Source organism: Streptomyces sp. NPDC102279, from assembly GCF_044766365.1.
GTDB lineage: Bacteria > Actinomycetota > Actinomycetes > Streptomycetales > Streptomycetaceae > Streptomyces.
This window is the reverse complement of the sequence record NZ_JBIWLU010000003.1, coordinates 539,792-562,831: the sequence shown is the minus strand read 5'-3', so window position 1 is coordinate 562,831 and position 23,040 is coordinate 539,792. Positions and strand designations below refer to the sequence as shown.

Here is a 23,040-nt window from a genome sequence, read left to right as displayed (position 1 = left end):
TCAGCTCTCGGTGACCGTGATCGCGCCGCACGGGCACAGCTCGGCGCAGAGCCGGGCCGAGGCGTGCAGGGCGGCTGCGGGGGTGGCGTCGAGCAGGACGACGGTGCCGGTGACCGGGTCCTGGTCGAAGAGATCGGGCTCGGCCGCGGCGCACCGGCCCATGGCGCAGCAGGCGTCGGGCACGATGGCGATCGTCAGGCCTCCCCCGCGCTCCGCGCCCTTCTCCGCGCCCGGCTCCGGGTCCGTGCCGCTCGGCTCGTGCTCGTCGCTCACCAGGTCACCGGCAGTGCGCCGAGCCCGTAACTCGACACCTCGTGGCGGAAGTCCAGTTCCTCGAAGGGCACCGCGAGCCGCACACCGGGCATCCAGCGCAGGACGGCGGCGAGCATCTCCTCGATCTCGACCTTGGCGAGCCACTGGCCGAGGCACTGGTGGATGCCGTGGCCGAAGGCGAGGTGGCGGCGGGCGTCGCGGTGCGGGTCGATGGTGTCGGGGGACGGGAAGACCCCCTCGTCACGGTTGCCGGCGGCCAGCGAGAGGACGACGCCCTCCCCGGCCCGGATCGTCACGTCGTCGAGCCGGACGTCCTCGACGGCGGCGCGGGCCAGCCCGTTCTGCACGATGGAGTGGAAGCGCAGCAGTTCGTCGACCGCCTTCGGCAGCAGGCTCTCGTCCTTGGCGAGCGCGCCGGCCAGGTTCGGGTCGGTGGCGAGACTGAGCAGGCTGAGCGCGGCCTGGCTGGCGGTCGTGCCGTGTCCGGCGACCAGCAGCAGCCGGCACATCGGCACGAGCTCCTCCACGCTCAGCCGGCCGGTGCGCACCTGCTCGGTCACCAGCCGGCTCACCAGGTCGGTGCCCGGGTCGGCGACCCGCTCCTCGACGAGGTCACGCAGGAAGCCGTCCAACTCGTCTCGGGCGGCGGCCACTTGGTCCGGCGTGTAACCGCGGTCGATGAGGATCGCGCTGCGGCTCTCGATGAAGTCCCCCTCGGACACCCCGAAGAGCAGGGTGATGACCTTGGAGGGCACGGATGTCGTGAGACCGGTGACGAGGTCGACGGGCCGCTCGCCGGAGGAGACCAGCGCGGACAGCATCTCGTCGAGCATTTCCCGCAGCACCGGCCGCATCTCCTCGGCGCGCCGGGCCAGGAAGTCCCGCGTGAGCATCGAACGCAGCCGGGAGTGGTCCGGGTCGTCCATGCGGATGAAGGAGGCCGTGTGCGGTGCGGCGCGCACCAGTTGGGAGGTGCGGGTCAGCATCGGGAAGCCCGGGGCGCTGGTGACGGCGGTGAACCGGCGGTCGCCGAGCACGGCCCGTACCCCGGCGTGTGAGGTGACCAGCCAGACCCTGCTGCCGTCCCACAGGGTGACCTTGCTCGCGGCCGGACCGGCGCGCAGTCCGGCGAGCTGCGGGGGCGGGTCCACGGGACAGCCCCGTGGCATCGGGTACGAGGGGGCCGCCTTCTCGTCCTGGAGTGCCGCGTCGTTCTGCATCATCCACCGCCTATCGCTGCGCAGGTCGCTGCACCGGGGTCGCGCCGACGTGCTGTCGCCGTCCCAATCTGCCGTGCCCGCCCGGAGGCGTCGTGGCCTGGCGGCCCGGCGCGCATAACCGGCCGGAAACAGTCATAACCAGCTGCTCCTTCGGCCATTCACCCGGCCACGGCCCTGCTGCTAACGTCGCGGCGTCCCGACTGAATTGGTCCGGCGTCCCGGCCGAAATGAGCAGGTGTCCCGGCCCAATCGGCCCGGCGGCCCGGCCGAATTCCCGGACCTGTCCACACACCGGAACTCGCCCCCGGGGAGAACGATGACCAAGACGTCAGCACTGCAGGGAAAAGTCGCGCTCGTCACGGGCGCGAGTTCGGGCATCGGCGCGGCCACCGCGCGAGCGCTCGCCGCGGAGGGCGCGGCGGTCGCCGTCGCGGCCCGCCGGGTCGACCGGCTGACCGCGCTCGCGGACGAACTCGCCGCGACGGGAGCAACCGTGCACGTCGTCGAACTGGACGTGACCGACGAGCGGGCCGCGGCCGACGCCGTACGGTCCACGGTGGAGACCCTGGGGCGCCTCGACATCCTCGTGAACAACGCCGGGATCATGCTGCTCGGCCCCGTCGAGGACGCCGACACCACCGACTGGACCCGGATGATCAACACCAACGTGCTCGGGCTGATGTACATGACCCACGCGGCCCTTCCGCACCTGCTCAGGAGCCAGGGCACGGTCGTGCAGATCTCCTCGATCGCCGGCCGCGTGGCAGGGCGCGGGGCGGCCGGCTACAACGCGAGCAAGTTCGCCGTGAACGGCTTCAGCGAGGGGCTGCGCCAGGAGGTCACCGAACGCGGGGTGCGCGTGGTGGTCGTCGAGCCGGGCACGGTCGAGACGGAACTGCGCGAGCACATCACCCACGCGCCGACGAAGGCCGCGATCGAGGAACGGGTCGCCAAGATCCGGCAGTTGCAGGCCACCGACATCGCCGAGGCGGTGCGCTACGCCGTCACCGCGCCGGCCCGCGCGACGGTCAACGAGATCTTCATCCGCCCGACCGACCAGGCCTGAGCGGCCCCGCCGCACCCGGTCTCCGGACGGTCTCCGGTGCCTCTCCCGAAGTGAGGAGAGCCCGGAGAGAGGACGTGCCTAACATCACCGCAGCGACAAACGGAGAATTCGGCCACTTTCGAATTCATCGAGCCACTGCGGACAATCACACGGCACAGTCCTTGACCACAAAGGAAACCGACATTGTCTTCCGGGTCAGAAATAACGCCTGCGGTACATCCTGCACTCGCCTCTGTTCCCGACCGGCCGACATCCTTTCCCCCATCCCCATCCCCCACCGCCACGACCGCTCCGGCGTCCGCCACCGCCGCGCCCCCCACGCCGGCGGCCCCCGGCGCCGTCCCCGCGGGCTTCCCCTTCACCCGCCCCGACCTGTCCCTGCTGGACGCGGTCGGGCAGTGCGGGGACCTCGCCGAGGCCGCCCGCCGGACCGGGTCGCGGGGCGGCGCCGTGGAGCGCCAACTGGACCGCCTGGACAAGGCGGTGGGACTGCCGCTGACCCTGCGCGGCCGGCACACCGCACGCCTCACCTCGGCGGGCTCGCGCCTGCTGGCCGCCGGCCGCCGGTTCTTCCGCCAGGTCGACCTCGCGGTCCGGACGGACATCTTCGGGCACGGGCCCGAGGCCGTCGACGCCCCGGCCGTCCTGGCCATCGCCTCCGCCGAACCGTTCCTGGAGGACGTCGTCGAGGACGCCGCCGCCGCCCTGGACATCCTGCTGTCGGTGCACCACGACACACCCCAGCAGGTCATGCGCAGGCTCGCCGGATACCACGTGGACGCGGCGCACACCTGGAGCCTGGACGCCCCGGGCCGGTCCGTCGAACGCCCCGTGCGCACCTACCCGGTACTCGACGACCCCCTGTGGGTCACCCTGCCCCACGGCCACCGGCTGGCCGGCGGCGGCGCGGTCTCGCTCGCCGATCTGCGGGACGAGACCTGGGTGTCCGAGGTCGGACCCGACTCCGAGGTCCTGGTCGCGCGGGTCTTCCAGACGGCCGGGCTGCCCGCCCCCGCCGCCCTGCACGTCACCGGGGCCTCCGTGGCCCGGGGCATGCTGCGGCGCGGCGACGCGATCGGCCTCGGCTCCCCGACCCGCCCGGCCGTCGTCGCGCCCTCCGTGGTGCACCGGTCCGTCGTGGAACGCCCCCACCGCTCCACCAGCCTCCTCGTCGACCCGACGGTCGTTCCCGGCGCCCTCGCGGAGCACCTGGCCGAGCTGCTCGCCGACCGCTATCTGCGGCGGTTCGCCGACCGTCACCCGGGCCTGCTCGCCGAGCCCTGGTGGACACGCTGGTACCGCGAGCGAACGACCGGAGCCGCCCGCACCGGCGGTCCGGCACCGGCCGCGCCCACGGCGCCGGACGCCGCGCAGGGCACCCGGAAGCTCGACGTCGACGACCTGCACGTACTGCGGGCGGTGGCGCGGCACGGCAGCATCAACCGGGCGGCCGCGGTGCTCTCCATCAGCCAGTCCGCGCTGACCCGCCGCATCCACCGGCTCGAACTCGGCCTGGGCACCCAGCTGTTGCTGCGCAGCGCACGGGGTACGGACCTCACCGGGTCCACCCGCAGCTTCCTGCACCGGCTGGGCCGCTTCGAGGCGGAGTTCCACGAGGCGGCGCAGTCCTGCCGGAGCCTCGCCCTGCCGGTGGTCACGGGAACCCACCGGCAGGACCCGCGCGCGGTGTCTCAGCTCGCCCCGAGCGCCACGTAGTCGTACATCCCGAAGGACCCGGTCACGTAGACGTTGCGGGCGTCCGGGTGCCGGTAGAGGAGCGAGCGCGGATACAGGTACGGCACGATCACCGCGTGCTCCATGGTGAGGCGGTCGATCCGGTGCCAGATCTCCGCGCGCTCGGCCGGGTCGGAGGAGGTCGCCCCGCGGTCGAGCAGGGCGTTGATCTCCGGGTCGTCGAGCTCGCCCATGTTCTGGTTGCCGCGCTCCTTGATGGCCCGGCCGTCGACGATCTGCTGGAGGAACCCGTACCCGTCGGGGAAGTCGGCGCCCCAGCCGAACATGATGATCCCGATGCCGTGTTCGCGCAGATAGGCCGGGCAGCCGCCGTAGATGTCGAAGTAGTCGCCCGAGGGGAAGTCCAGGACCTCGGCCTCGATCCCGACCCGGGCGAGCCCGGCGGCCAGCGCCTCGGCCGCCCGGTACTCCTTCAGCCGGTCCTTGCGGGCGGCGATCTTCGTACGGAACCCGTCGGGCATCCCGGCGGCGGCGAGTTCGGCACGCGCCGCGTCGAGGTCGCCGCGCCCCTCGGGTCCCACCGGGTAGCGGTCGAAGTCCTGATGGCCGTCGATGGTCGGCGGCAGGATGGTCGTCGCGATGTCCCCGCCGACCGAACCGCCGTACGCCTCCTGCATCGCCGCCTTGTCCGTGGCGAACTGCACGGCACGGCGGGCGTGCACGTTGTCGAACGGCGCGATCCGGCTCGACAGGCAGTAGATCCAGGTGAACCCGGACAGCGGGTTGTCGGCGTCGGCGCGCAGCGCCGGGTCGGCCAGGATCTTCTCCTGCGTCGAGGGCTGGACGCCGAACCCGGCGAGGTCGATGTGCGCCTCCCCGGCGAGCAGCATCCGGTCCACGTCGTGCGGGTCCTTGCCGAGGTGGACCTCGATACGCTCCGCCCGCTGCCTGCGGACCGGGTCGGTCTCCGGGTCCCAGTGCGGATTGCGTTCCAGGACCGCGAGTTCACCGCGCGTGTACGAGACCACGCGGTACGGGCCCGTCGCGACCGGCCGCAACCGGTACGCCGCGCCGGTGTCGAGCCGGCGCGGCACCGGGGTCGTGCTCGGCATCGTCGCCAGCAGGTCCATCCCCGCGAACGGCTCGGCCAGCCGGAACACGAGGGTGCGCTCGTCGGGGGTCTCCAGGGTGACCGGCCCGTCGGCCTCGGGCTCACGCCACGGCCCGCCGTACTCGGTGCCCAGCAGGTGCCGGAAGTAGGTGGGTCCCGCGCCGAGCACGTCCGTGCCGTAATTGCTGCGGGCTATCGCGTACTTGACGTCGCCGGAGGTGACCGGGCCGCCGTCCTCGTACCGCAGTCCCTCGCGCAGCCGGTACGTCCACACCCGGCCGCCCTCCGAGGCCTCCCCGAGAGACTCCGCCAGGTCCGGCACGAGGCGCTGGCCGTCCTTGCCCGGCGCGGTGTCGAAGGTGACGAGCGTCCGCCCGATCAGGCGCAGGAAGTTCCACGTGTACGCGTAGTACGTGTTGCCCGGGTCCAGCGAGTCGAAGTCGTCGGTGCGGACGAGGCGGAGGGTGCCGCCGAGTGCGTCGCCCGGCCTCACCACGCCCCGGACGCCCGCGTCGTACCCGGCCTCGCCGGCAGATGTCCTCGTGCTCTCCATGTCCCTGCAGCCCTCCTCGCGGATGCTTTCCGCCCTCATCGTGGGGGCCGGACACCGTCCGCAGGGCCGCTGGACAGGGGGACGCATAGCGACTGCGGGGTCGGCATACCCGTGCCCGGGGGCGCCCCCCCCGGACCCGCCCGAAGGCTCCGGCCCGTCCGGCGAATGAGGACGAGGCCGTACAGGCCGAAGCGGGCGCCCGGGGGCGGCAGCCCTCAGGTACGGGACGGGCAGGGGCGGCGGGGGCGAGAACCCGCCGGGGCGGACGTCAGGTCGTGTACTCCGAGTTGAGGCGGACGTAGCCCTCGGTGAGGTCGCAGCCGTACACGGTGAACGCCCCCTCGGCGATCCCGAGGTCGATCCCGATGACCACCTCGTCCCCCTTGAGGTGCTCCGCGACAGCGGCCCGTACGGCGTCCTCCTCCACCACGTCGGCGGACCCCGCGGGGTACACCTCCGTCTCCCCGAACCGGATCCGCACCGCGTCCTGCTCGATGTCGGTGTCGTCGGAGCACTTGCCGACCGCCATCGCGACCCGTCCCCAGTTGGGATCGCTGCCGTGCACGGCGGTCTTCACGAGCGGCGAGTTGACGACGGTCTTGCCGACCCGCTTGGCCTGGGCGGCGTCCCGTGCCCCGGTCACCCGCACCTCGATGAGCTTGCTCGCCCCCTCACCGTCGCTCGCGATGTCCTTGACGAGCGCGAGGGCGACCTCGTGGAGGACCTGTTCGAACTCCTCGGGATCGACGTCGCCGGCCAGCCCGTTGGCGAACAGGACCGCCGTGTCGCTGGTCGAGGTGTCCGTGTCGATGCTGACGGCGTTGAACGTCCGGTCCATGACCCGCCGGAAGATCCGGTCCTGCTCGGCCGGGTCGAGGCGGGCGTCGGTGGCGAAGAAGGTGAGCAGCGTCGCCATGTCGGGCTCCAGCATGCCGACACCCTTGGCGATCCCGACGACCGTCGCGGCGCCGCACCGCAGCCGGACCTCCTTGGGCCGGGTGTCGGTGGTCATGATGGCGCGGGCCGCCCGGTCGAAGCCGCCCTCGGGGAAGGGCAGGGCCAGCGACTTGAGGTGCTCGCGGATCTGCGGCATGGGGTACTGGCGGCCGATCACGCCGGTGGAGGCGACCAGCACCTCCGACGCGGGCACGCCGAGCGTGGCGGCGACCGAGGCACGGATCTCGCGCGCGTTGGCCTCGCCCTCCCCGCCGGTCGCGACGTTGGCGTTGCGGGCCAGCACGACGACGCCCCGCGCCTGTCCGTCGGCGACGGCCTCGCGGCTCAGCAGAACGCTCGGCCCGACGAACCTGGACCGGGTGAACACCCCGCTGACCTGGGCCGGGACGGTCGAGGCGAGCACGGTGAAGTCGTCCCGCCCGTCGTCGCCGAGACCGACCGGAGCGGTGTGCACGACGAAGCCCAGCGGCGTCGCCCGAGCCGTCGATGTGGAGTCGGACATGTCCATCGTCTCCCGTCTGTGTTACCTGCAGTGAGCCAGCGTTTCACGCACCGCTCGGGGCGCCACCGAGAACGAGCCGAACGCGCCGCGGCCCCCTCCGCGCGCCCCGGGGCCAGGATCGGGGTGCGCGAAGAGGGCCCGACGACCGTCCGGCGGCAATCTGCCTAGCGGCGCGGGGAGAACGACACCACGTCGCCCGCCCGTTCACCACCCGACAACTGCCCGTTGCGCTCCGTCCTGATGTACACCCGGTGCAGCCAGCGGTCCTTGCCGTCCCAGCGCGGGCTGAACGGCGTACGGGCGTGCGTGGTACGGAAGTTGTCGATGATCAGGAGGTCACCGGGGGTCAGCTTCACGGCCTCCGTCACGTCGTCCAGGGCCTGCGACAGGGCGGCGACGGCCTCCTTGTCGCCCGCGTCCTCGGGGGCGAGCAGCTCACGGTCGTAGCCGAGGAACGGGTCCTTCGCGTCGCCGTACAGCGCCTTGACCTCGGCGATCGCGCCCGGGTCCTCGATGCCGCCGCGGAAGGCGACGTCCACGCAGCACGGCAGCTTGCGGTCGAAGAGCCGCGCCTTGGTGTCCTCGTCCAGCAGGGCGAGAGCCTTGCGCACCGAGCCGACCAGCGTCTCGGCCCGGCGCTCGTGGTCCGCGCGGGAGCAGGCGAGCATGACGTAGTTCGGCTGGAGGACGTGGTACGCCATCTCGGTGTGGAACTCCAGGAGCGTCTCGGAGGTCTCCGAGCTGAGGTAGTGCGCGCCCGGCGAGGGATACACGTCGTGGTAGACCGTGCCGGAGCGCAACTCGGCGTAGCCGGTGTGCAGTCCGAGCCGGCGGCCGGCCAGGGCGAGCATCGCCTCCATGAGCAGCCGGCCCCGGTCGGCCGGCGCGGGTGTGGAGACGGGCGTGGGCGGCAGCTCGCCCTCCGTCTCCAACGGCAGTCCGCGCAGCAGCAGATAGCCGTCCTCGGTGCCCTCGGCGTTGAACCTGTCGAGGGCGGTGCCTATGTCGCGCGGCAGCCGCTCGGACAGGGCCTTCGCCTGCTCCAGGAAGCCGTACAGGTCGGCGCGCGGCACCTCGGGGAGTTCGGCCGCGAGGGCACGCAGGTGTTCCTGGTGGGCGGTGCAGTCGATGATCGGAGAAGCCATGGGTGCGATGTCTCCTTTGCGTCTGGATGCGACGGTGCGCGGGCCGCGTCGGGCCGGAACGGCCTCGGGGCTACGCCGGGGCGCGGTGGGCGCGGGCGTACTGGTAGAGCAGTTCGGCGCCGATCTCGGTGGCCAGGACGGAGGTGATCCCGGCGTGGTCGTACAGGGGCGAGACCTCCATGACGTCGAAGCCCACCGGTCTGAGGTCGCCGACGCAGCGCAGCAGGGCGAGGACCTCGCGGGAGCTCAGACCGCCGGGCGCGGGGGTTCCCGTGCCGGGGGCGAAGGCGGGGTCGAGGACGTCGATGTCGACCGACACGTACACGGGCCGTCCCCCGACCCGTTCCCGTACGAGGTCCGCGGTGCCCGCCACACCGAGGTCGCCGAACTCGTCGGCGGTCACGACGCGGACGCCGTTGCCGCGGGCGTAGTCGAGCGAGTCGGGCTTCGGGTTGTGGCCGCGGATCCCGATCTGCACCATGGCGGCCGGATCGATGAGCTTCTCCTCGATGCCGTGCCGGAAGGGTGTGCCGTGGTGGTACTGGCCGCCGTAGAACGCGGGGTTGGTGTCGGAGTGCGCGTCCAGGTGCACGACGGCGACGGGCCCGTGCTGCTCGGCGACGGCCCGCAGGGCGGCCACGGTCAGGGAGTGGTCGCCGCCCAGCATCATGAAGGCGGCGTTGCTCTTGAGCAGTTCCGCCAGATGACGCTGCGCGGTCTCGATCGCGATGTTCATGTTGAACGGCGTGAGGTCGATGTCGCCGCCGTCGACACAGTTGATGAGGTCGAAGGTGCCCGGGCCCCGGTCGATGCCGACGCCGTGGATGAGCCCGGACTCGTTGCGGATCGCGCGGGGTCCGAAGCGGGCGCCGGGCCGGTAGCTGGTGCCGCCGTCGTAGGGGGCGCCGATGACGACGACGTCGTAGCCGCGCGGATCCTGGTCGTGCGGCAGGCGCATGAAGGTGGGGATCTGCGCGTAGCGGGGCGAGACGTGCGAGTCGATGCGTTCCACGGCTCAGTTCCCCTCCGGGAGGTCGTCGGCGCGCACGGTCCCGGCCGGGACCGTGCGGCGGGTGTACGGCCTGGTGCTGGGGCCACGCGGTGGCCGGCCGGCGCGGACGCGGGGGCCGCCGCCGGCGGATCCTCGGCCGGCTGTGAGGGAGTTCGGTTCCGTGCGGTCGGTGGGCGCGCTCATGCCGCACCCCGTCGCAGCCGCTCGGCGACCGAGCGGACCACCTCGGTGGTGCTCACCTGGCCCGGGTCCTCGCCCCCCACCACGGTGCGGTCGAACAGCAACCGCACGACCTGCTGTTTGGCCGCGTCGACGGAGCGCTCCGCGATGCCCTCCTCCAGCAGCATCAGCGAGAAGGACGAGGTGGTGCCGGAGCCCTCGTGGACGCCCAGCTTCGGCCGCTTCACGGTCTGTTCGGGCAGCAGCTCGGCCATCGACGCCCGCAGCACCCACTTGTCGCGCCCGTAGCGGCGCTTGAGCCCCGCCTCCAGCGACACGAGCAGGTCGAGCACGTCACGGTCCCAGTACGGGTGCGTGGACCAGTGGCCGCACACGGCGGACAGCACCGGCGACATCTCGTTGAGCCCGTCGTACGTCGCCATGTCGTACGCGACCGCCGTGTCGAGGTCGGGCAGCCGGTCCTCACGGTGCATGCCCGCGAGCGGGATGTCGGCGCCGTATCCGGTGAGCACGCGGCGGGGCGGCCCGTCGAGCGCGCGGTAGAGCGCGACGAGGGGCAGCAGGTACTCGATGATGTTCGGGTCCTCCGACTCCGACGCCCAGACGGCGTACGGGAGTTGGCCGAGCAGGTCCGTCGTCGGGACGACGATCTCCCGGTGCCGGCTGCCGAGGTGGTCGGCGACCGTGCGGGCCTGCGCGAACTCGTCGGAGACGTCGGTGCCCATCGACAGCGAGTCGATCCGCCCGGCGGCCCGGTGGGCGAGCGCGGCCACCCCGGAGGAGTCGATGCCGCCGGACAGCACGACCAGCGGGGTGGCGCCGGGGGTGACGCGGGCGCCCACCGCCCGGTCGAGCGCCGCGTGCACGGCGTCCACGGCCTCGCTCTCGTCCATGACGCGGCGGGCCAGCGGCGGCGCCCAGGTACGGTGCGCGGCTGCCGTGCCGGTGCCGAGGTCGATGTCCAGCACGGTGCCCGCGGGCACTTGGTAGACGCCGGGAAGGCCGCGCACCCGGCGGGCGTCCGCGAACGGGAAGCCGCGCGGACCGCCGTGTCCGGACAGGGTCTTGGCCTCGGTCGAGGCCGTGACCTCGCCGGGGCCCGCGCACACGTACAGCGGGACGGAGCCGGCGTGGTCGGTGGCCAGCAGCACCCGCCCACCGGAGCAGACGACCGCCGCGAAGCGGCCGTTGACCAGGCGGAAGGCGTGCAGGCCGTAGCGGCGCAGCAGGTCCAGCAGCAGCTGGGCGTCGCCCGCCGAGCCGGCGCCGGATCCGAGGACGGAGGAGAGGTCGCCGCGGTTGTAGATCTCCCCGGCGAGCACAACGGCGGTGTCGGTGTCGTGCGCGAGGGCGGCGTCGGGCGGGGTCCCGGGGGTGTGCACCAGGGTCGTGCCGAGGGTCTGCGAGCGCAGTCTCAGGTCGACGCCGGTGTGGGTGCCCCGGGTGGCGAAGGCGGCTCGGGGGGCCCGGCCCCCGCTCGGGCGAGCGGAGGCCAGGAACCCGAAGGCCGCTGGAAGGTCCTGGGAGGCCATGATCAGATACTCAGTGCCCCGAAGCCACCGGGCTGGAAGTCGTAGTTGATCGGGACCTCGATCAGGAACGGGCGGCCGAGCCCGGCGCCCTTGCGCAGCGCGGCGAGTAGTTCCTGCCGGTCGGTCGCCTTGGTCGCCTCGACACCGTTGGCCTCGGCGAGGGCGACGAAGTCGACGCCGTTGAACTTGACCGCCGGGTCGTGGCTGCGGTGGTGACCGAGGTTCTGGTAGAGCTCGATCAGTCCGTTGGTGTCGTTGTTCACGACGACCGTCACGATGGGCAGGTTGAGGCGGGCGATGGTCTCCAGGTCCGCGCTGTTGGAGTGGAAGCCGCCGTCGCCCGCGATGAGGAAGGTGGGCTGGCCGGGGCGCGCGAGCTGGGCGCCCATGGCCGCGGGGATGCCGTAGCCGAAGCTGGAGCAGCCGGCCGAGGTGAGGAAGCCGAAGGGCTGGTCGGCGCGGGCGAACAGCACCCCGTAGTGCCGGAAGAAGCCGATGTCCGAGACGATCGTGCCCTCACCGGACTCGGCGACCTCCTCCATGACGGTGTTCATGGAGTCCATGACCTGGTGGACCCGCATGCCGTCCTCGTGCACCGTCGGGTCCGCGAGGAACTCGGCGACCCGGGCGCGCAGCGGCTCGATGTCGTGGCGCTTCTTGGCCGGGAACGGGGCGGTCGCGGCGTCGAGGTGCTCGACGAAGGCGAGGACGTCGGTGACGACGTCGACGGTGGGCCGGTAGACGCGCGGGATCGGGTTGGCGGTGGGCGAGACGCGGACGGTCTTCTTCTCGGCGCCCTTCTGCCACATCGAGGGCCGCAGGTCCTCGGCGTAGTCGTAGCCGACGGTGAGGATGAGGTCGGCGGGGCCGAACAGGGTCTCCAGGGCGGGGAAGTCCAGGATGCCGTCCATGTAGCCGGTGACCGCGCCGTAGTTCAGCTCGTGTCCGTGCGGCAGGACACCCTTGGCTATGTAGGTCGTGATGACCGGCACGTTCAGCCGCTCGGCCAGCGCGCGGATCGCGGGCACCGCGCCGGAGCGGATCGCGGCGGCGCCGACCACCAGCACCGGGTGCTGCGCGGACCGGAACAGCTCGACGGCCTCGTCGGCGGCCTTCTGCCAGCCGTCCTGCACCGCGCCGATCGGCTTGCGCGGGGTGTTCGCCGGCGGGCGCTCCGCCTCGGCGTCGATGCCCTCGGAGGAACCGAGCAGGTCGACCGGCAGCGAGATGAAGCTGGGGCCGACCGGCTCGGTCATGGCGGCGGTCACCGCGGAGTCGACGAGGTCGGTGATCTCGTGCGGACGCTCCAGCTCCACCGCGTACTTGGACATCGGCGCGATGATCGACACGGAGTCCAGGCACTGGTGCGTGTCGTTGGGGAAGATGTCGTGCGACTCCGACTGGGCGGCCAGCGCGATGACCGGCGACCGGTCGAGGACCGAGGTGGCGATGCCGGTGGAGAGGTTGGTCATGCCGGGGCCGAGCGTGGCCCAGCAGGCCTGCGGACGGCCGGTGATACGGGCGAGCACGTCGGCGGCGACGCCGGCGGTGAACTCGTGCCGGGTGAGGACGAAGTCGATCCCCTCGACCTCGTCGAAGAGGATCGACGCGGCCTCGCGGCCGACCACGCCGAACACCTTCTCCACGCCGTGGTCACGCAGTCGCGCGAGGAGCGCGTGCGCTGCGGTCGGCTTGCTGCTGGGGCCGGTCGATACACGGGACATGGATGGTCTCCAGACTCGGTCAGCGGTGAACACGTCGCGGCAACCCTGACCAGGGCCGCTCTTCGCGGCCTCTCCCTGCCATATCGGGGAGCCTGCCGGGGAGTGCGCGGAGAGAATCCGAAGACCGGGTGGAACAATGGGTTCCGATTCAACTCTCTTCAAATCGGACAGAGTTCGTCCGATATCGCTTATCGGTGAACCCCGTTCCTGATGAGTTCAGGCCACTGTTGATCCCGGTACGGATCCATCAGGCGGCCCTTTCTTCTGAGGTCTAGACCACTAAAGGCGAATGACCGCTCGTTCCCGGCCAGACCACCCGGGCGTATTCGGCCGGGTCCCCGCCACGGCCAAGCGGAGGGGTCGGATACCCGCCACCACCCGTCCATGATTTCTTTCTCCTTTACCTTGTCTTGAACCGTGCGTCCGGGGAGAGACCGGAGAGCGACGGACGATTAATCTGCGCCACATGATTCGTTCGGACGGCTACGTCGACCACCCGCGGTACGACAGGCGCAGGTCCCGCCGTCGCGCCGTCGTATCAACGTTTGTGGCACTTGCGGCGACCGCGGGAATCGGCTACTGGGCACACAACGCCCTGGTCGGGGACGACGGGGACGATCCCCAGGTGACCGCCGCCACCGGGCAGCTCGACAAGTTCCTGACCGCGTGGGCGTCGGGCGACGCCCAGCGGGCGGGCCGGCTGACGGACACCCCCGACAACGCCGAGTCGTTGATCAAGTCCGTCATGACGAACCTGGAGCCGACCAGGACGGAGATCACGGCGGGCACCGGAAAACGGGAAGCGGAAGGGGAAGTCGAGATTCCGTTCACCGTGAAGATGGTCCTTTCGGGAGCCGGGGATTACCAGTGGCACTCGAAGGCCCAGCTCATCCGGAAGAGCGGCGGCTGGACGGTCGAATTCCGTACACCTCTCATTCACCCGGATATGGTTCCGGGTCAGACCCTCGCCCTCAAGTCCCGGGAGCGCGCGGAGATCCTGGACCGCAACGGCGACGAACTGCAGTCCGCGTCCCTCGCCGGCGCCGTCGACCCGAAGACCGGAAAAGGAATCTCCGGACTCCAGGCCCGCTACGACAAGCAGCTCACCGGAGGCGGCGGGGCCGCCCGGTCCGTCGTCGTCGTGGAACGGGAGAGCGGCCGCGTCGTGAAGCGGCTCACCGGCTCCGGCAAGGACGCCGGCAAGGCGGTGCGGACGACCATCGACCCGAAGGTGCAGGAGGCCGCCGCGGCGGCACTCGACGGCGTCAAGAAGAACGCGGCCCTCGTCGCCATCGACCCGAGCACCGGGGACATCCTCGCGGCGGCCAACCTGCCCTCCGGCATGAACCGCGCCCTGGAGGGCCGCTATCCGCCCGGCTCCACCTTCAAGGTCGTCACCTCCGCCGCCCTCCTGAAACAGGGGATGCGGCCCTCCGACAAGGCCGACTGCCCCAAGTTCGCCTACGTCAACGGCCAGCGCTTCGAGAACCAGGACCAGTTCGTGCTGCCCGCCGGCTCGACGTTCAAGGACGCGTTCGCCCACTCCTGCAACACCTTCTTCGTCGGGGCCCGGGGCAAGCTGTCCGCCTCGGCGCTGCACGACACCGCCGAGGCGTTCGGGATCGGCGGCTCCTGGGACGCGGGCACGGTCACGTACGACGGCAGCGTCCCGGTGGCGACGGGCGACAACGACAAGGCCGCCTCCACCATCGGCCAGGCCAGGACCCAGGCCTCCCCGCTCGTCATGGCCTCCATCGCCGCCACGGTCAAGGAGGGCGCCTTCAAGCAGCCCGTCCTGGTGCCGGACGCCGTGAGGAAGCGCTACGAGGCCTCCGCCCGGCTGGAGCCGGGCGTGGTCGGCAGCCTGCGCGAGATGATGCGCGCCACCGTCACCGACGGAGCGGGCCGGGCCCTCAAGGGCCTACCCGGCGAACCCCACGCCAAGACGGGCACCGCCGAGTTCGGCAACGACACGCCGCCCCGCACCCACGCCTGGATGATCGGCTACCAGGGCGACCGCGAACTCGCCTGGTCGGTCCTCCTGGAGGACGGCGGTTCCGGTGGCTCGGACGCCGGCCCGATCGCGGCCAGGTTCCTGAAGAACCTCGGCTGAGCCCCGCACGGCACCGACCGACCCACGCCGCCGGCGGAACCTCCGCCGGCGCGCGCCACCGAGAGACCCACCCATCCGTGACCAGCACAGCGGGACCGGCACCCCGGGACCGAAGCGGCGGGAACCGGCACCCCGGGACCTGCACAGCGGTCGGACGTCACGGAGCACTTGAGCCGACGGTACGGGGGACGCACCAGCACGCTCCACGAAACGCCGACGGGACCACCCTCCAGGTCCCCGCGGCGGTTCCCCTCCGTTCCGTCACCACCTCAGCCCCTGTTGGGCGACGGCTTGATTCACACAAACAAGGGGAACCGTCATGAACAGCAGGACCAGCCTGACGATCCAGCTCCTCGGCCCCGTGACCCTGGTGAGAAACGGGATACCGATACCCATCCGGGGTCAGCGGCAGCGACGGTTCCTCGCTTCCTTGGCGCTGAAGCCCGGACAGGTCACCACCAAGGAAGCGATCATCGAGGACTCCTGGGACGGCGAACCGCCGCTGACCGTCTCCGGACAGCTCCAGACCTCCGCCTGGATGATCCGCACCGCACTGGCCGACGCCGGCCTCACCCGGGACGCGCTCGCCTCGCACACCCTCGGCTACGAACTCCGCGTACCCGCCGACCGTATCGACGTCTTCGTCTTCCGCGACGCCGTACGGCACGTCCGTGAACTCCACGCCCGCGGCCAGTACAAGAGTGCCTCCGAGTCCCTCGACGGCGCGCTCGGCATGTGGCGGGGCGCCGCCCTCACGGACGTCACGTCGAGCCGACTGCGCATGAAGGGCGACGCCCTGGACCGCGAACGCACGGCCGCCGCCGAACTGCGCGCCCTGATCGACGTCGGGCTCGGCCACTACGGCGAGGCGATCTCCCAGCTGTCGGAGCTGGTCGACCACGACCCGCTGCGCGAGGACCTCTACGCCGGGCTGATGAAGGCGTACTACGGCGAGGGACGGCAGGCCGACGCCATCCGCGTCTTCCACCGCGCCAAGGAGATCCTGCGCGAGCAGATCGGCATCAACCCCGGCTCGCGCTTACGGGAGTTGATGCAGGCGATCCTCCAGCAGGACGAGCAGCTCCTGCGGGCCACCGGGATCCCGCTCTCCGGGGACCGGGTGGGGTGACCCGGGCACCCGGCGGGCAGCCGGCCCCGGCCGCCCGGCGCGCGTGAGCGAACTCCCGCCGGACCTGGGGGTGTCGTCCGGATCACGGGTCCCCGAGACCCGCCGGCCCCTCCCGACACCCCCGCCGCAATGACCGAAAATCCCCCCATACGCCACCCCCTGTCGTAGCGTTCCTCGGACTCATGACCCTCGTCAGTCGTCAGAGGAAGCGGGGCAGAACATGGCCGGGCGGCGTGCGGTCCTCAAGGGAGTCCTGGCGGTGTCGGGTACGGCGGCGGGTGCCGCCGGCCTGGTCGGAGCGGCGCCCACGGCGCGCCGGGGCGCCCCGTACACGACCTCCGTGGAGATGCGCTGGCTGGGCGTCTCCGGCTGGGAGATCGTCATCGACGGCGACCGCAGCATCCTCTTCGACCCGTACCTGAGCCGGATGCCGTACGCGGACAGGAAGGGCGACCTGGACCCGTCCCTCCCGCTCCGCTGCGACCGGACGGCGGTGGAACAGCTCGCCGCCCACCACCTGCGCGGCGCCCCGGAGCTGATCCTCGTCAGCCACGGACACTTCGACCACGTGGCGGACGTACCGCAGCTGCTGGCCCGCCCCGCCTGGGCGAGGCACCGCATCCGCGCGGTGTGCGACGAGACCGTGGGCCATCTGCTGACGGCGATGGGTACACCACGCGCCCGAATGGATGATGTGATTCCGGTCAAGGGCGGCGAGTACCTCCAGTTCGACGGCTACACGGTCGAGGTGTTCCGCAGCCTGCACAGCCAGCAGGCCGACCACGGCTACTTCGCCCCCGGCAGCAGGACCGTCCCGCCCCGCCGCCCCAGCACCCTGGGCGACCTCGTCGAGGGGGACACCCTGGCGTACCAGGTCACGGTGGACGGCGGCCCGAGCATCCTCCTCATGGGCGCGAGCAACTTCGCGGAACGCGAGCTGTCGGGCATCCGCCCCGACATCGCGACGATCGCCATGACCTCCCACTCGGCCCTCCACCGCTACGTGGAGCGCCTCCTGTCCGCGACCGGCAACCCGCCCCTGCTCATCCCGAACCACCACGACGACATGACCACCCCCCTCTCGAAGACCCCCTCGCTGCTGGCCGCCACCACCCCCACCACGGCGGCCGAGCAGCTGACGGCCGCCTCCACCCCCTCCTCACGGGTCCTGAACCCGCAGCATCTGCGGGCCGTGGACGTCACCGCCGCGCTCGCCTGACACCGGCGGCCCGGGCACCGCCCACCGCACGGATCGCCCCCGCGGCCCCGCGGGTCCATGCTGAGGAGAGCGGGCGCCCGGTCTCGCACGGACGGGCGCCACGAGGTTCCGGAGGGCGTCATGAGCTCACCATCCGTCCCGCCGCCCCCACCGCTCCCCCCGCAGGGACCGGGAGCCACGGACAAGGGCCTCAAGGGCGGCGCCCTGGGCCTGTTCTCCAGCACGGTGATCGGGCTGGCCTCCACCGCTCCCGCCTACAGCCTCGCCGCGACCCTCGGCGTCATCGTCGGCATCGTGGGCTTCCAGTCGCCGATCATCATCGTGCTCGCCTTCGTCCCGATGTTCCTGATCGCCTACGGCTACAAGGAACTGAACCGGGCCGACCCCGACTGCGGGACCACGTTCACCTGGGCGTCCCGGGCCTTCGGACCCCGTACCGGCTGGCTCGGCGGATGGGGCATCGTCGCCGCCGACATCATCGTGATGGCCAACCTGGCGCAGATCGCGGGCGCGTACGGCTTCCAGCTGATCGGCGCGGACGGGCTGGCGCAGAACACGTTCTGGGTCACCTTCGTCGGTGTCGTGTGGATCGCCGTGATGACGCTGATCTGCTACATCGGCATCGAGCTGTCGGCCAACCTGCAGAAGGCGCTGCTCACGATCGAGATCGTGGTGCTGGTCCTGCTGGCGGTGACCGCCCTGGTCAAGGTCTACGGCGGCACGGCGCCGGCCGTCTCCTCCGAGGTCTCCTGGTCGTGGTTCAACCCCTTCGAGATCAACTCCTTCGACGACCTGACCAAGTCCATCCTCGCCGGGGTGTTCATCTACTGGGGCTGGGACACCGCCGTGTCCGTGAACGAGGAGACCGCCGACCGCGACCGCACCCCGGGCCGCGCCGCCGTCATCTCCACCGTGATCCTGCTGCTGGTGTATCTCATGGTCACGACGTCGGCGCAGTCGTTCGCCGGTGTCGGCGACACGGGCATCGGCCTCGGCAACCCCGACAACTCCGGGGACGTCCTGTCCAGCCTCGGCGCGGAGGTGTTCGGCACCGGAGGCCTCGGCCAGGTCGCCACCAAGCTCCTGATCGTCATGGTCCTCACCTCGGCCGCGGCCTCGACCCAGACGACGATCCTGCCCACGGCCCGCACGACCCTGTCCATGGCCGCGTTCAAGGCCCTCCCGCAGCGCTTCGCGCGCATCCACCCGCGCTTCCTCACCCCGACCTGGTCCACCGTCGGCATGGGGATCGCCTCGATCGCCTTCTACGTGCTGCTGACGCAGGTCAGCGAGAACGTCCTCGCCGACTCCATCGGCTCCGTCGGCCTGATGATCGCCTTCTACTACGGCCTCACCGGCTTCGCCTGCGTCTGGTACTACCGCAGGGTCCTCACCCGCAGTCCGCGCGACCTCTGGACCAGGGGCGTCATGCCGGGCCTGGGCGGCGCCATGCTGCTGTACTTCTTCATCAACGCCTGCATCGTGTACTCCGCCTCCGACTACGGCAGCACGTCCTGGACCCTGCCGTTCCCGCCGCACTGGCAGCTCGGCGGCGTCTTCGTCACCGGCATCGGCGCCCTCCTCGTCGGCGCCGTCCTGATGCTCCTGTACGGCGTGTTCCGCCCGGCGTTCTTCCGCAAGGAGACGATCCCGGTCTCGGCCCACGACAAGGAGGGCCACTGACCGGTGTCACCCTGCCCTTCGGGCGTCCCGCGCCACCGGGCGTGCCGCTTCTTCAGGCGTCCCTCCGGACCCCCGGAAGCCCGTCGACCATCAGGCGGAGCGTGAAGTCGAAGCGGTCGTGGACCGTTCCGGCGGTGAGTTCGGCGGCGTAGCGCTTCGTGTGCGGGAAGGTGTCGTCGGGCAGGGCGGCGAACCGGCGCAGCAGTTCGTCGCGGCTCACGACCCACTCGCCCTCCCCACGGCCGAGCCGGCTGTTCACCAGGGCGACCTCGAGGCTGTAGGCGTTGACGTACAGCGACAGCGAGTCGAGGGCCCAGGCGGCGATCTGCGGGTCGACGCCTCCGGCGAGCAGGAGGGCGAGCATGCCCTCGCCGACCCGCAGCGTCTCCAGGTTCGACGGGGCGGCGGCGATGGCAGCGCGGGAGATGCCCGGATACCGCAGGTACTGGTCGCGCAGCTGGGTGCAGACTCCGATGAGCTGCTGCCGCCAGAGTGCGGGATCCGGCTCCGGCAGCTCGATCTCGGCGCACAGCCGGCCGATGAGCAGCTCGTCCAGGTCCTCCTTGTTGACCACGTGGGCGTACAGCGACGACGGCCCCGTCTCCAACGCGGTGGCCACCCGCCGCATCGTGAGGGCGTCGTACCCCTCCGCCTCGACGATGCCGAACGCGGTGCCGATGATGGCCTCGACCGTGATCGGCTTCTTGCGCCCGCCGGACGGTCCGCGCCGGGCCGTGGGTGCGCTCGTGCCGGTGCCGAGCTGGTGCCGGGCCGCGCGGCGTTGCTCCGGAGTCGGTGACATACGGGAAGTCTAACCAATCGACGAACGGTGTTCCGCGTCACCAAGAACACCGTTCGCCTTGCTCGGAACCGCGTTCTTCTGTAGAACAGTGTTCGTGTCCATCGACCAGCGCTTGCCCCAAGCGCCTCCCACCAGTAGCCCGCCGTCGCGCACCGCATGGCTCGTCCTGACCGTCGTGGTCATGGCCGACGTCATGGACCTCATCGACTCCAGCATCGCGAGCCTCGCCGGCCCGTCCATCCACGCCGACCTCGGCGGCTCACAGGTCACCGTCCAGTGGGTGCTCAGCGCCTACACCGCCGCCTTCGCGCTCGGCCTCGTCACCTCGGGCCGCCTCGGGGACGTGCTCGGACGCCGCCGCCTCTTCCTGCTCGGCATGACCGGCTTCACCCTGACCTCACTGGCCTGCGGCCTGGCGCCCGACCCGCTCTTCCTGATCGTCGCCCGCACCTTGCAGGGCCTGTGCGGATCGGTGATGATCCCGCAGGGTCTGGCCCTCGTGAAGGTCGTGTTCCCGCCGCAGCACCTGCGCAAGGCGCTGACCCCCGTAGGCCCACTGATGGGCATGACCATGGTCGGCGGGCCCATTCTGGCCGGCTGGCTGCTCCACCTGGACCTGTTCGGCAGCCAGTGGCGTTCGATCTTCCTCATCAACGTGCCGCTCGGCATCCTGGCCGGCGCCCTCGCGTGGCGGGTCCTGCCCCGCCGGGGCGGCGAGGACCCGACCGCCCGCCTCGACCTCACCGGCGTCGGCCTGCTCACCGCGGCCTCGGCCCTGCTGATCGTCCCGCTCATCCAGGGACGCGAACTCGGCTGGCCCGCCTGGACCTACGCCATGATGGCCGCCTCGGTCGTCCTGCTCGCCGCGTTCGTCCTCTCCCAGCGGCGCAGCCGCCACCCCGTCATCACACCGTCGCTGTTCCGCAAGCGCAGCTTCGTCGTCGGCCTGCTGATCGTCGCCGGGTTCTACGCCTCGCTCAGCGCGTTCGTCCTCGTCATCAACCTGCTGCTGCAGCAGGGTCTGCACTGGTCCCCGCTGCACACCGGCCTCACCCTGGTCCCCTGGGCCCTCGGCACGGCCGTCGCCGTCCTCCTCGCGGGCGCCGTGCTCGCCGAGAAACTGGGACGCGCGACCCTGCACCTCGGCCTGGCCGTCGCGGTCCTCGGCCTGCTGTCCCTGTGGTGGTCCGTCGCCCACTTCGCGGCCGGCATCACCGTCTGGAACCTGACCCCCGCGCTCCTGCTCACCGGATTCGGCTCAGGCCTGGTCTTCGTGCCACTGGTCGACTTCATCATCGGCGACGCCACCGCCGAGGAGGTCGGCACGGGCGCGGGCCTGCTCAACGCGGTCCAGCAGTTCGCGGGCGCGATGGGCGTCGCCGCCCTCGGCACGCTCTTCTTCGCCCGGGTGGGCCACCCGTCCCTGTCCTCCTACCTCTCCGCGGCGGAACTGATCTTCGCCACAGCCGCAGCCCTGAACTTCCTCACCCTGCTCCTGGTGGGCCTGCTCCCCCGCCACGCCCAACAGGCCCACGGCTGAACCCCGCCCGGACGGACCGCACCACCGTCCACGGATCACCTACCTCGCGGACCAGCGCCGCCGACACGGCCGCACTGCACCGTCCACCGAAACAGGGCATGAAAAAACCCCAGGTCACGGCGAGTGAGTCCTGGGGTAATTCCGAGCCGCCTTCGGGATTCGAACCCGAGACCTACGCATTACGAGCTGTCCGATCTTGCTCCGGGCGCGTCCGTAGGGGTCCATGAAACTGGCTTCCGAGCTGGTCAGAAGGTTCAGGAACTTCAATGGACGTTGGCGGACGACGCCGGTCTGAGCACTGAATGAGACTGCAACTGAGACTGACCCCTGGCTCGCGGCGTCGAGTGAAAGCACGCGGAAGGTCGAACCGGAAGATTGACAGGCCGCGCAACGATCAAGCCCCGCCCGCCCTTTCGCGCCTCATATCACCTCGGCGCTCCACTGGTGCCCCCACGCCGAGCCGGCCAGAGTCCGCTTACTTAGCTCTTTCGACAGCGATCAACAGAGCTGACAGCTACCTCTTGAGGCGGTCGTTGACCGAGGAGCATCAACTCCACGTCCCGCTCCATCTGCTCGGGCACAGATGTAGCCGTGCGCTGGGCGGGTGAGGCGGAACGACTGCGTGGAGCTGACCGGACTCGGTACGGTGATCGGCCAGACAGGGGTAAGAGGGGGACAGGCCTGTGCCTCAGGAACATGTGTACAAAGATGACGAGTGGGCGACCTATGCCGCGCGCGACAAGGCAAAGCATGAGCTCGAGATGGCCCGGCTGCGCAGCAAGACCCCTCCATACGCGCTCGTCGCACTCTCGGGGCTGTCCCTAGCCATCTTGATAGTGGTCCCGTCCGTGGTGACCCTGTTCAGAGGCTCGAGCTGGTGGCCCGCCATCGTCGCGACGTCGGGGCTGGTCTTGTTGGGGACGGGTGTTACCACGATCGTATTGCGTGACCGGCGCCGCGAAGCTGCTCGCCAGAAGGAAGCCGAGCGCCTGGATAGCGCGGCCGATCAGTTGAGGGAGCGAATGGAGCTCCCCAGCTTGGTCAACTTCAACCGAGTTTTGCTCGAGCAGTACCACGGCATCGCAACCAAACAGGCGAACAAGTCCTTCGCGAGCAGCCTGGCGGCCATGGCGGTGGGTTTGGTCGTCATGGTGGTCGCGTTCTACGCGTCGATGCAGTTCACGGCAACAGGAGAGCGGGTCTTCATCGGCTCGCTGGCCGCGCTGGCTACCGCGTTTGTCGGGTACCTCAGCAAGACGTTCCTCTCGGTCTATGACCGGTCGTTGCAGCAGCTCAACCAGTATTTCAACCAACCGGTCCTAAACCAGTACTTCCTGTATGCGGAACGGGTCGCGGACGGCATGGATGGCCCAACGAAGGAAGAGCTGCTGAAGCGCATCGTTACGGAGGTCCTTGACGCCGGGATGCAGATGCACACGGTGTTCGGCGCTGTCAGCACGCGTGGTGCCGATGGGCCAAAGCTAGCGCCATCAGGTAGCCAGCCGGTTGATGCGTCATCGACCATTGCCGCAGCCTGACAGGCGGCGTGACGCTCCCACAGCGATTCTGAGGATGCCCCCGGCT

General features: G+C 70.9%; 17 protein-coding genes. 8 read left to right on the top strand and 9 right to left on the bottom strand.

Annotated elements, in window-relative coordinates; translation table 11 throughout:
* Together ACIRQH_RS09315 and ACIRQH_RS09310 are read right to left on the bottom strand one after the other, a co-directional pair.
* Nucleotides 1-273 carry a ferredoxin gene (locus ACIRQH_RS09315; RefSeq protein ID WP_388876013.1) on the bottom strand — a complete coding sequence of 91 codons (273 nt, stop codon included), beginning with the start codon at nucleotides 271-273 and terminating at the stop codon, nucleotides 1-3.
* A complete protein-coding gene (locus tag ACIRQH_RS09310) occupies nucleotides 270-1,496 on the bottom strand; it encodes a cytochrome P450 (RefSeq protein WP_358815475.1) in 1,227 nt (408 codons plus the stop codon). The genes ACIRQH_RS09315 and ACIRQH_RS09310 overlap by 4 nt, the downstream gene beginning before the upstream one ends.
* A 313-nt stretch (nucleotides 1,497-1,809) precedes the next feature.
* On the opposite strand from ACIRQH_RS09310, the gene ACIRQH_RS09305 reads away from it, so the two are divergent.
* Nucleotides 1,810-2,559, top strand: coding sequence for an SDR family NAD(P)-dependent oxidoreductase (locus ACIRQH_RS09305; RefSeq protein WP_388876010.1), 750 nt, complete (start codon nucleotides 1,810-1,812; stop codon nucleotides 2,557-2,559).
* 372 nt (nucleotides 2,560-2,931) lie between these two features.
* On the top strand, nucleotides 2,932-4,275 hold the full coding sequence (locus ACIRQH_RS09300; RefSeq protein ID WP_404225026.1) for a LysR family transcriptional regulator: 1,344 nt from the start codon (nucleotides 2,932-2,934) through the stop codon (nucleotides 4,273-4,275).
* Here the strand turns inward: ACIRQH_RS09300 and ACIRQH_RS09295 are convergent.
* The 6 genes from ACIRQH_RS09295 to ACIRQH_RS09270 form a co-directional block, all read right to left on the bottom strand.
* Complete coding sequence (locus ACIRQH_RS09295) at nucleotides 4,251-5,918, bottom strand: ABC transporter substrate-binding protein (protein WP_388930176.1); 1,668 nt, start codon at nucleotides 5,916-5,918, stop codon at nucleotides 4,251-4,253. The two genes, ACIRQH_RS09300 and ACIRQH_RS09295, sit on opposite strands and share 25 nt — an antisense overlap.
* 268 nt (nucleotides 5,919-6,186) lie before the next feature.
* On the bottom strand, nucleotides 6,187-7,377 hold the full coding sequence (gene argJ / locus ACIRQH_RS09290; RefSeq protein WP_388876006.1) for a bifunctional glutamate N-acetyltransferase/amino-acid acetyltransferase ArgJ: 1,191 nt from the start codon (nucleotides 7,375-7,377) through the stop codon (nucleotides 6,187-6,189).
* A gap of 164 nt (nucleotides 7,378-7,541) precedes the next feature.
* Nucleotides 7,542-8,522 carry a clavaminate synthase Cs1 gene (cs1, locus tag ACIRQH_RS09285; protein ID WP_404224928.1) on the bottom strand — a complete coding sequence of 327 codons (981 nt, stop codon included), beginning with the start codon at nucleotides 8,520-8,522 and terminating at the stop codon, nucleotides 7,542-7,544.
* Nucleotides 8,523-8,592: 70 nt separating this feature from the next.
* The gene (speB, locus tag ACIRQH_RS09280; RefSeq protein ID WP_358815469.1) at nucleotides 8,593-9,534 is read right to left on the bottom strand and encodes an agmatinase; all 942 of its coding nucleotides are present in this window, start codon (nucleotides 9,532-9,534) and stop codon (nucleotides 8,593-8,595) included.
* Between the two features lie 179 nt (nucleotides 9,535-9,713).
* Nucleotides 9,714-11,246, bottom strand: coding sequence for an asparagine synthase-related protein (locus tag ACIRQH_RS09275; protein ID WP_404224926.1), 1,533 nt, complete (start codon nucleotides 11,244-11,246; stop codon nucleotides 9,714-9,716).
* A 2-nt stretch (nucleotides 11,247-11,248) separates the two neighbouring features.
* Nucleotides 11,249-12,970 carry a thiamine pyrophosphate-binding protein gene (locus tag ACIRQH_RS09270; protein WP_358815467.1) on the bottom strand — a complete coding sequence of 574 codons (1,722 nt, stop codon included), beginning with the start codon at nucleotides 12,968-12,970 and terminating at the stop codon, nucleotides 11,249-11,251.
* A gap of 466 nt (nucleotides 12,971-13,436) precedes the next feature.
* Between ACIRQH_RS09270 and ACIRQH_RS09265 the strand changes: the two genes are divergently transcribed.
* From ACIRQH_RS09265 to ACIRQH_RS09250, 4 genes are all read left to right on the top strand, one after another.
* Nucleotides 13,437-15,083 (top strand): penicillin-binding transpeptidase domain-containing protein, encoded by a 1,647-nt coding sequence (locus tag ACIRQH_RS09265; RefSeq protein WP_404224924.1) that lies wholly within the window; start codon nucleotides 13,437-13,439, stop codon nucleotides 15,081-15,083.
* 319 nt (nucleotides 15,084-15,402) lie between these two features.
* Nucleotides 15,403-16,212: a BTAD domain-containing putative transcriptional regulator gene (locus tag ACIRQH_RS09260; protein ID WP_355882179.1), complete on the top strand. Its 810-nt coding sequence runs from the start codon at nucleotides 15,403-15,405 to the stop codon at nucleotides 16,210-16,212.
* Nucleotides 16,213-16,432: 220 nt separating this feature from the next.
* Nucleotides 16,433-17,431 (top strand): MBL fold metallo-hydrolase, encoded by a 999-nt coding sequence (locus ACIRQH_RS09255; protein ID WP_388875995.1) that lies wholly within the window; start codon nucleotides 16,433-16,435, stop codon nucleotides 17,429-17,431.
* Between the two features lie 120 nt (nucleotides 17,432-17,551).
* Complete coding sequence (locus ACIRQH_RS09250) at nucleotides 17,552-19,114, top strand: APC family permease (RefSeq protein ID WP_358815464.1); 1,563 nt, start codon at nucleotides 17,552-17,554, stop codon at nucleotides 19,112-19,114.
* 52 nt (nucleotides 19,115-19,166) lie between these two features.
* On the opposite strand, the gene ACIRQH_RS09245 is transcribed toward ACIRQH_RS09250, so the two are convergent.
* Entirely contained in the window at nucleotides 19,167-19,916 is a 750-nt protein-coding gene (locus ACIRQH_RS09245) for a TetR/AcrR family transcriptional regulator (RefSeq protein ID WP_404224922.1), read from the bottom strand.
* A gap of 88 nt (nucleotides 19,917-20,004) precedes the next feature.
* Between ACIRQH_RS09245 and ACIRQH_RS09240 the strand changes: the two genes are divergently transcribed.
* Complete coding sequence (locus ACIRQH_RS09240) at nucleotides 20,005-21,456, top strand: DHA2 family efflux MFS transporter permease subunit (RefSeq protein ID WP_404224920.1); 1,452 nt, start codon at nucleotides 20,005-20,007, stop codon at nucleotides 21,454-21,456.
* Nucleotides 21,457-22,154: 698 nt separating this feature from the next.
* Nucleotides 22,155-22,994 carry a hypothetical protein gene (locus ACIRQH_RS09235; RefSeq protein ID WP_404224918.1) on the top strand — a complete coding sequence of 280 codons (840 nt, stop codon included), beginning with the start codon at nucleotides 22,155-22,157 and terminating at the stop codon, nucleotides 22,992-22,994.
* Nucleotides 22,995-23,040: the final 46 nt, after the last annotated feature.

Excerpts from the sequence above, each read along its gene's own strand:
- ACIRQH_RS09310 (WP_358815475.1), bottom strand. The coding sequence starts at position 1,496 with ATGATGCAGAACGACGCGGCACTCCAGGACGAGAAGGCGGCCCCCTCG.
- ACIRQH_RS09305 (WP_388876010.1), top strand. The coding sequence starts at position 1,810 with ATGACCAAGACGTCAGCACTGCAGGGAAAAGTCGCGCTCGTCACGGGC.
- ACIRQH_RS09295 (WP_388930176.1), bottom strand. The coding sequence starts at position 5,918 with ATGGAGAGCACGAGGACATCTGCCGGCGAGGCCGGGTACGACGCGGGC.
- argJ (WP_388876006.1), bottom strand. The coding sequence starts at position 7,377 with ATGTCCGACTCCACATCGACGGCTCGGGCGACGCCGCTGGGCTTCGTC.
- cs1 (WP_404224928.1), bottom strand. The coding sequence starts at position 8,522 with ATGGCTTCTCCGATCATCGACTGCACCGCCCACCAGGAACACCTGCGT.
- ACIRQH_RS09275 (WP_404224926.1), bottom strand. The coding sequence starts at position 11,246 with ATGGCCTCCCAGGACCTTCCAGCGGCCTTCGGGTTCCTGGCCTCCGCT.
- ACIRQH_RS09270 (WP_358815467.1), bottom strand. The coding sequence starts at position 12,970 with ATGTCCCGTGTATCGACCGGCCCCAGCAGCAAGCCGACCGCAGCGCAC.
- ACIRQH_RS09265 (WP_404224924.1), top strand. The coding sequence starts at position 13,437 with ATGATTCGTTCGGACGGCTACGTCGACCACCCGCGGTACGACAGGCGC.
- ACIRQH_RS09260 (WP_355882179.1), top strand. The coding sequence starts at position 15,403 with ATGAACAGCAGGACCAGCCTGACGATCCAGCTCCTCGGCCCCGTGACC.
- ACIRQH_RS09255 (WP_388875995.1), top strand. The coding sequence starts at position 16,433 with ATGGCCGGGCGGCGTGCGGTCCTCAAGGGAGTCCTGGCGGTGTCGGGT.
- ACIRQH_RS09250 (WP_358815464.1), top strand. The coding sequence starts at position 17,552 with ATGAGCTCACCATCCGTCCCGCCGCCCCCACCGCTCCCCCCGCAGGGA.
- ACIRQH_RS09245 (WP_404224922.1), bottom strand. The coding sequence starts at position 19,916 with ATGTCACCGACTCCGGAGCAACGCCGCGCGGCCCGGCACCAGCTCGGC.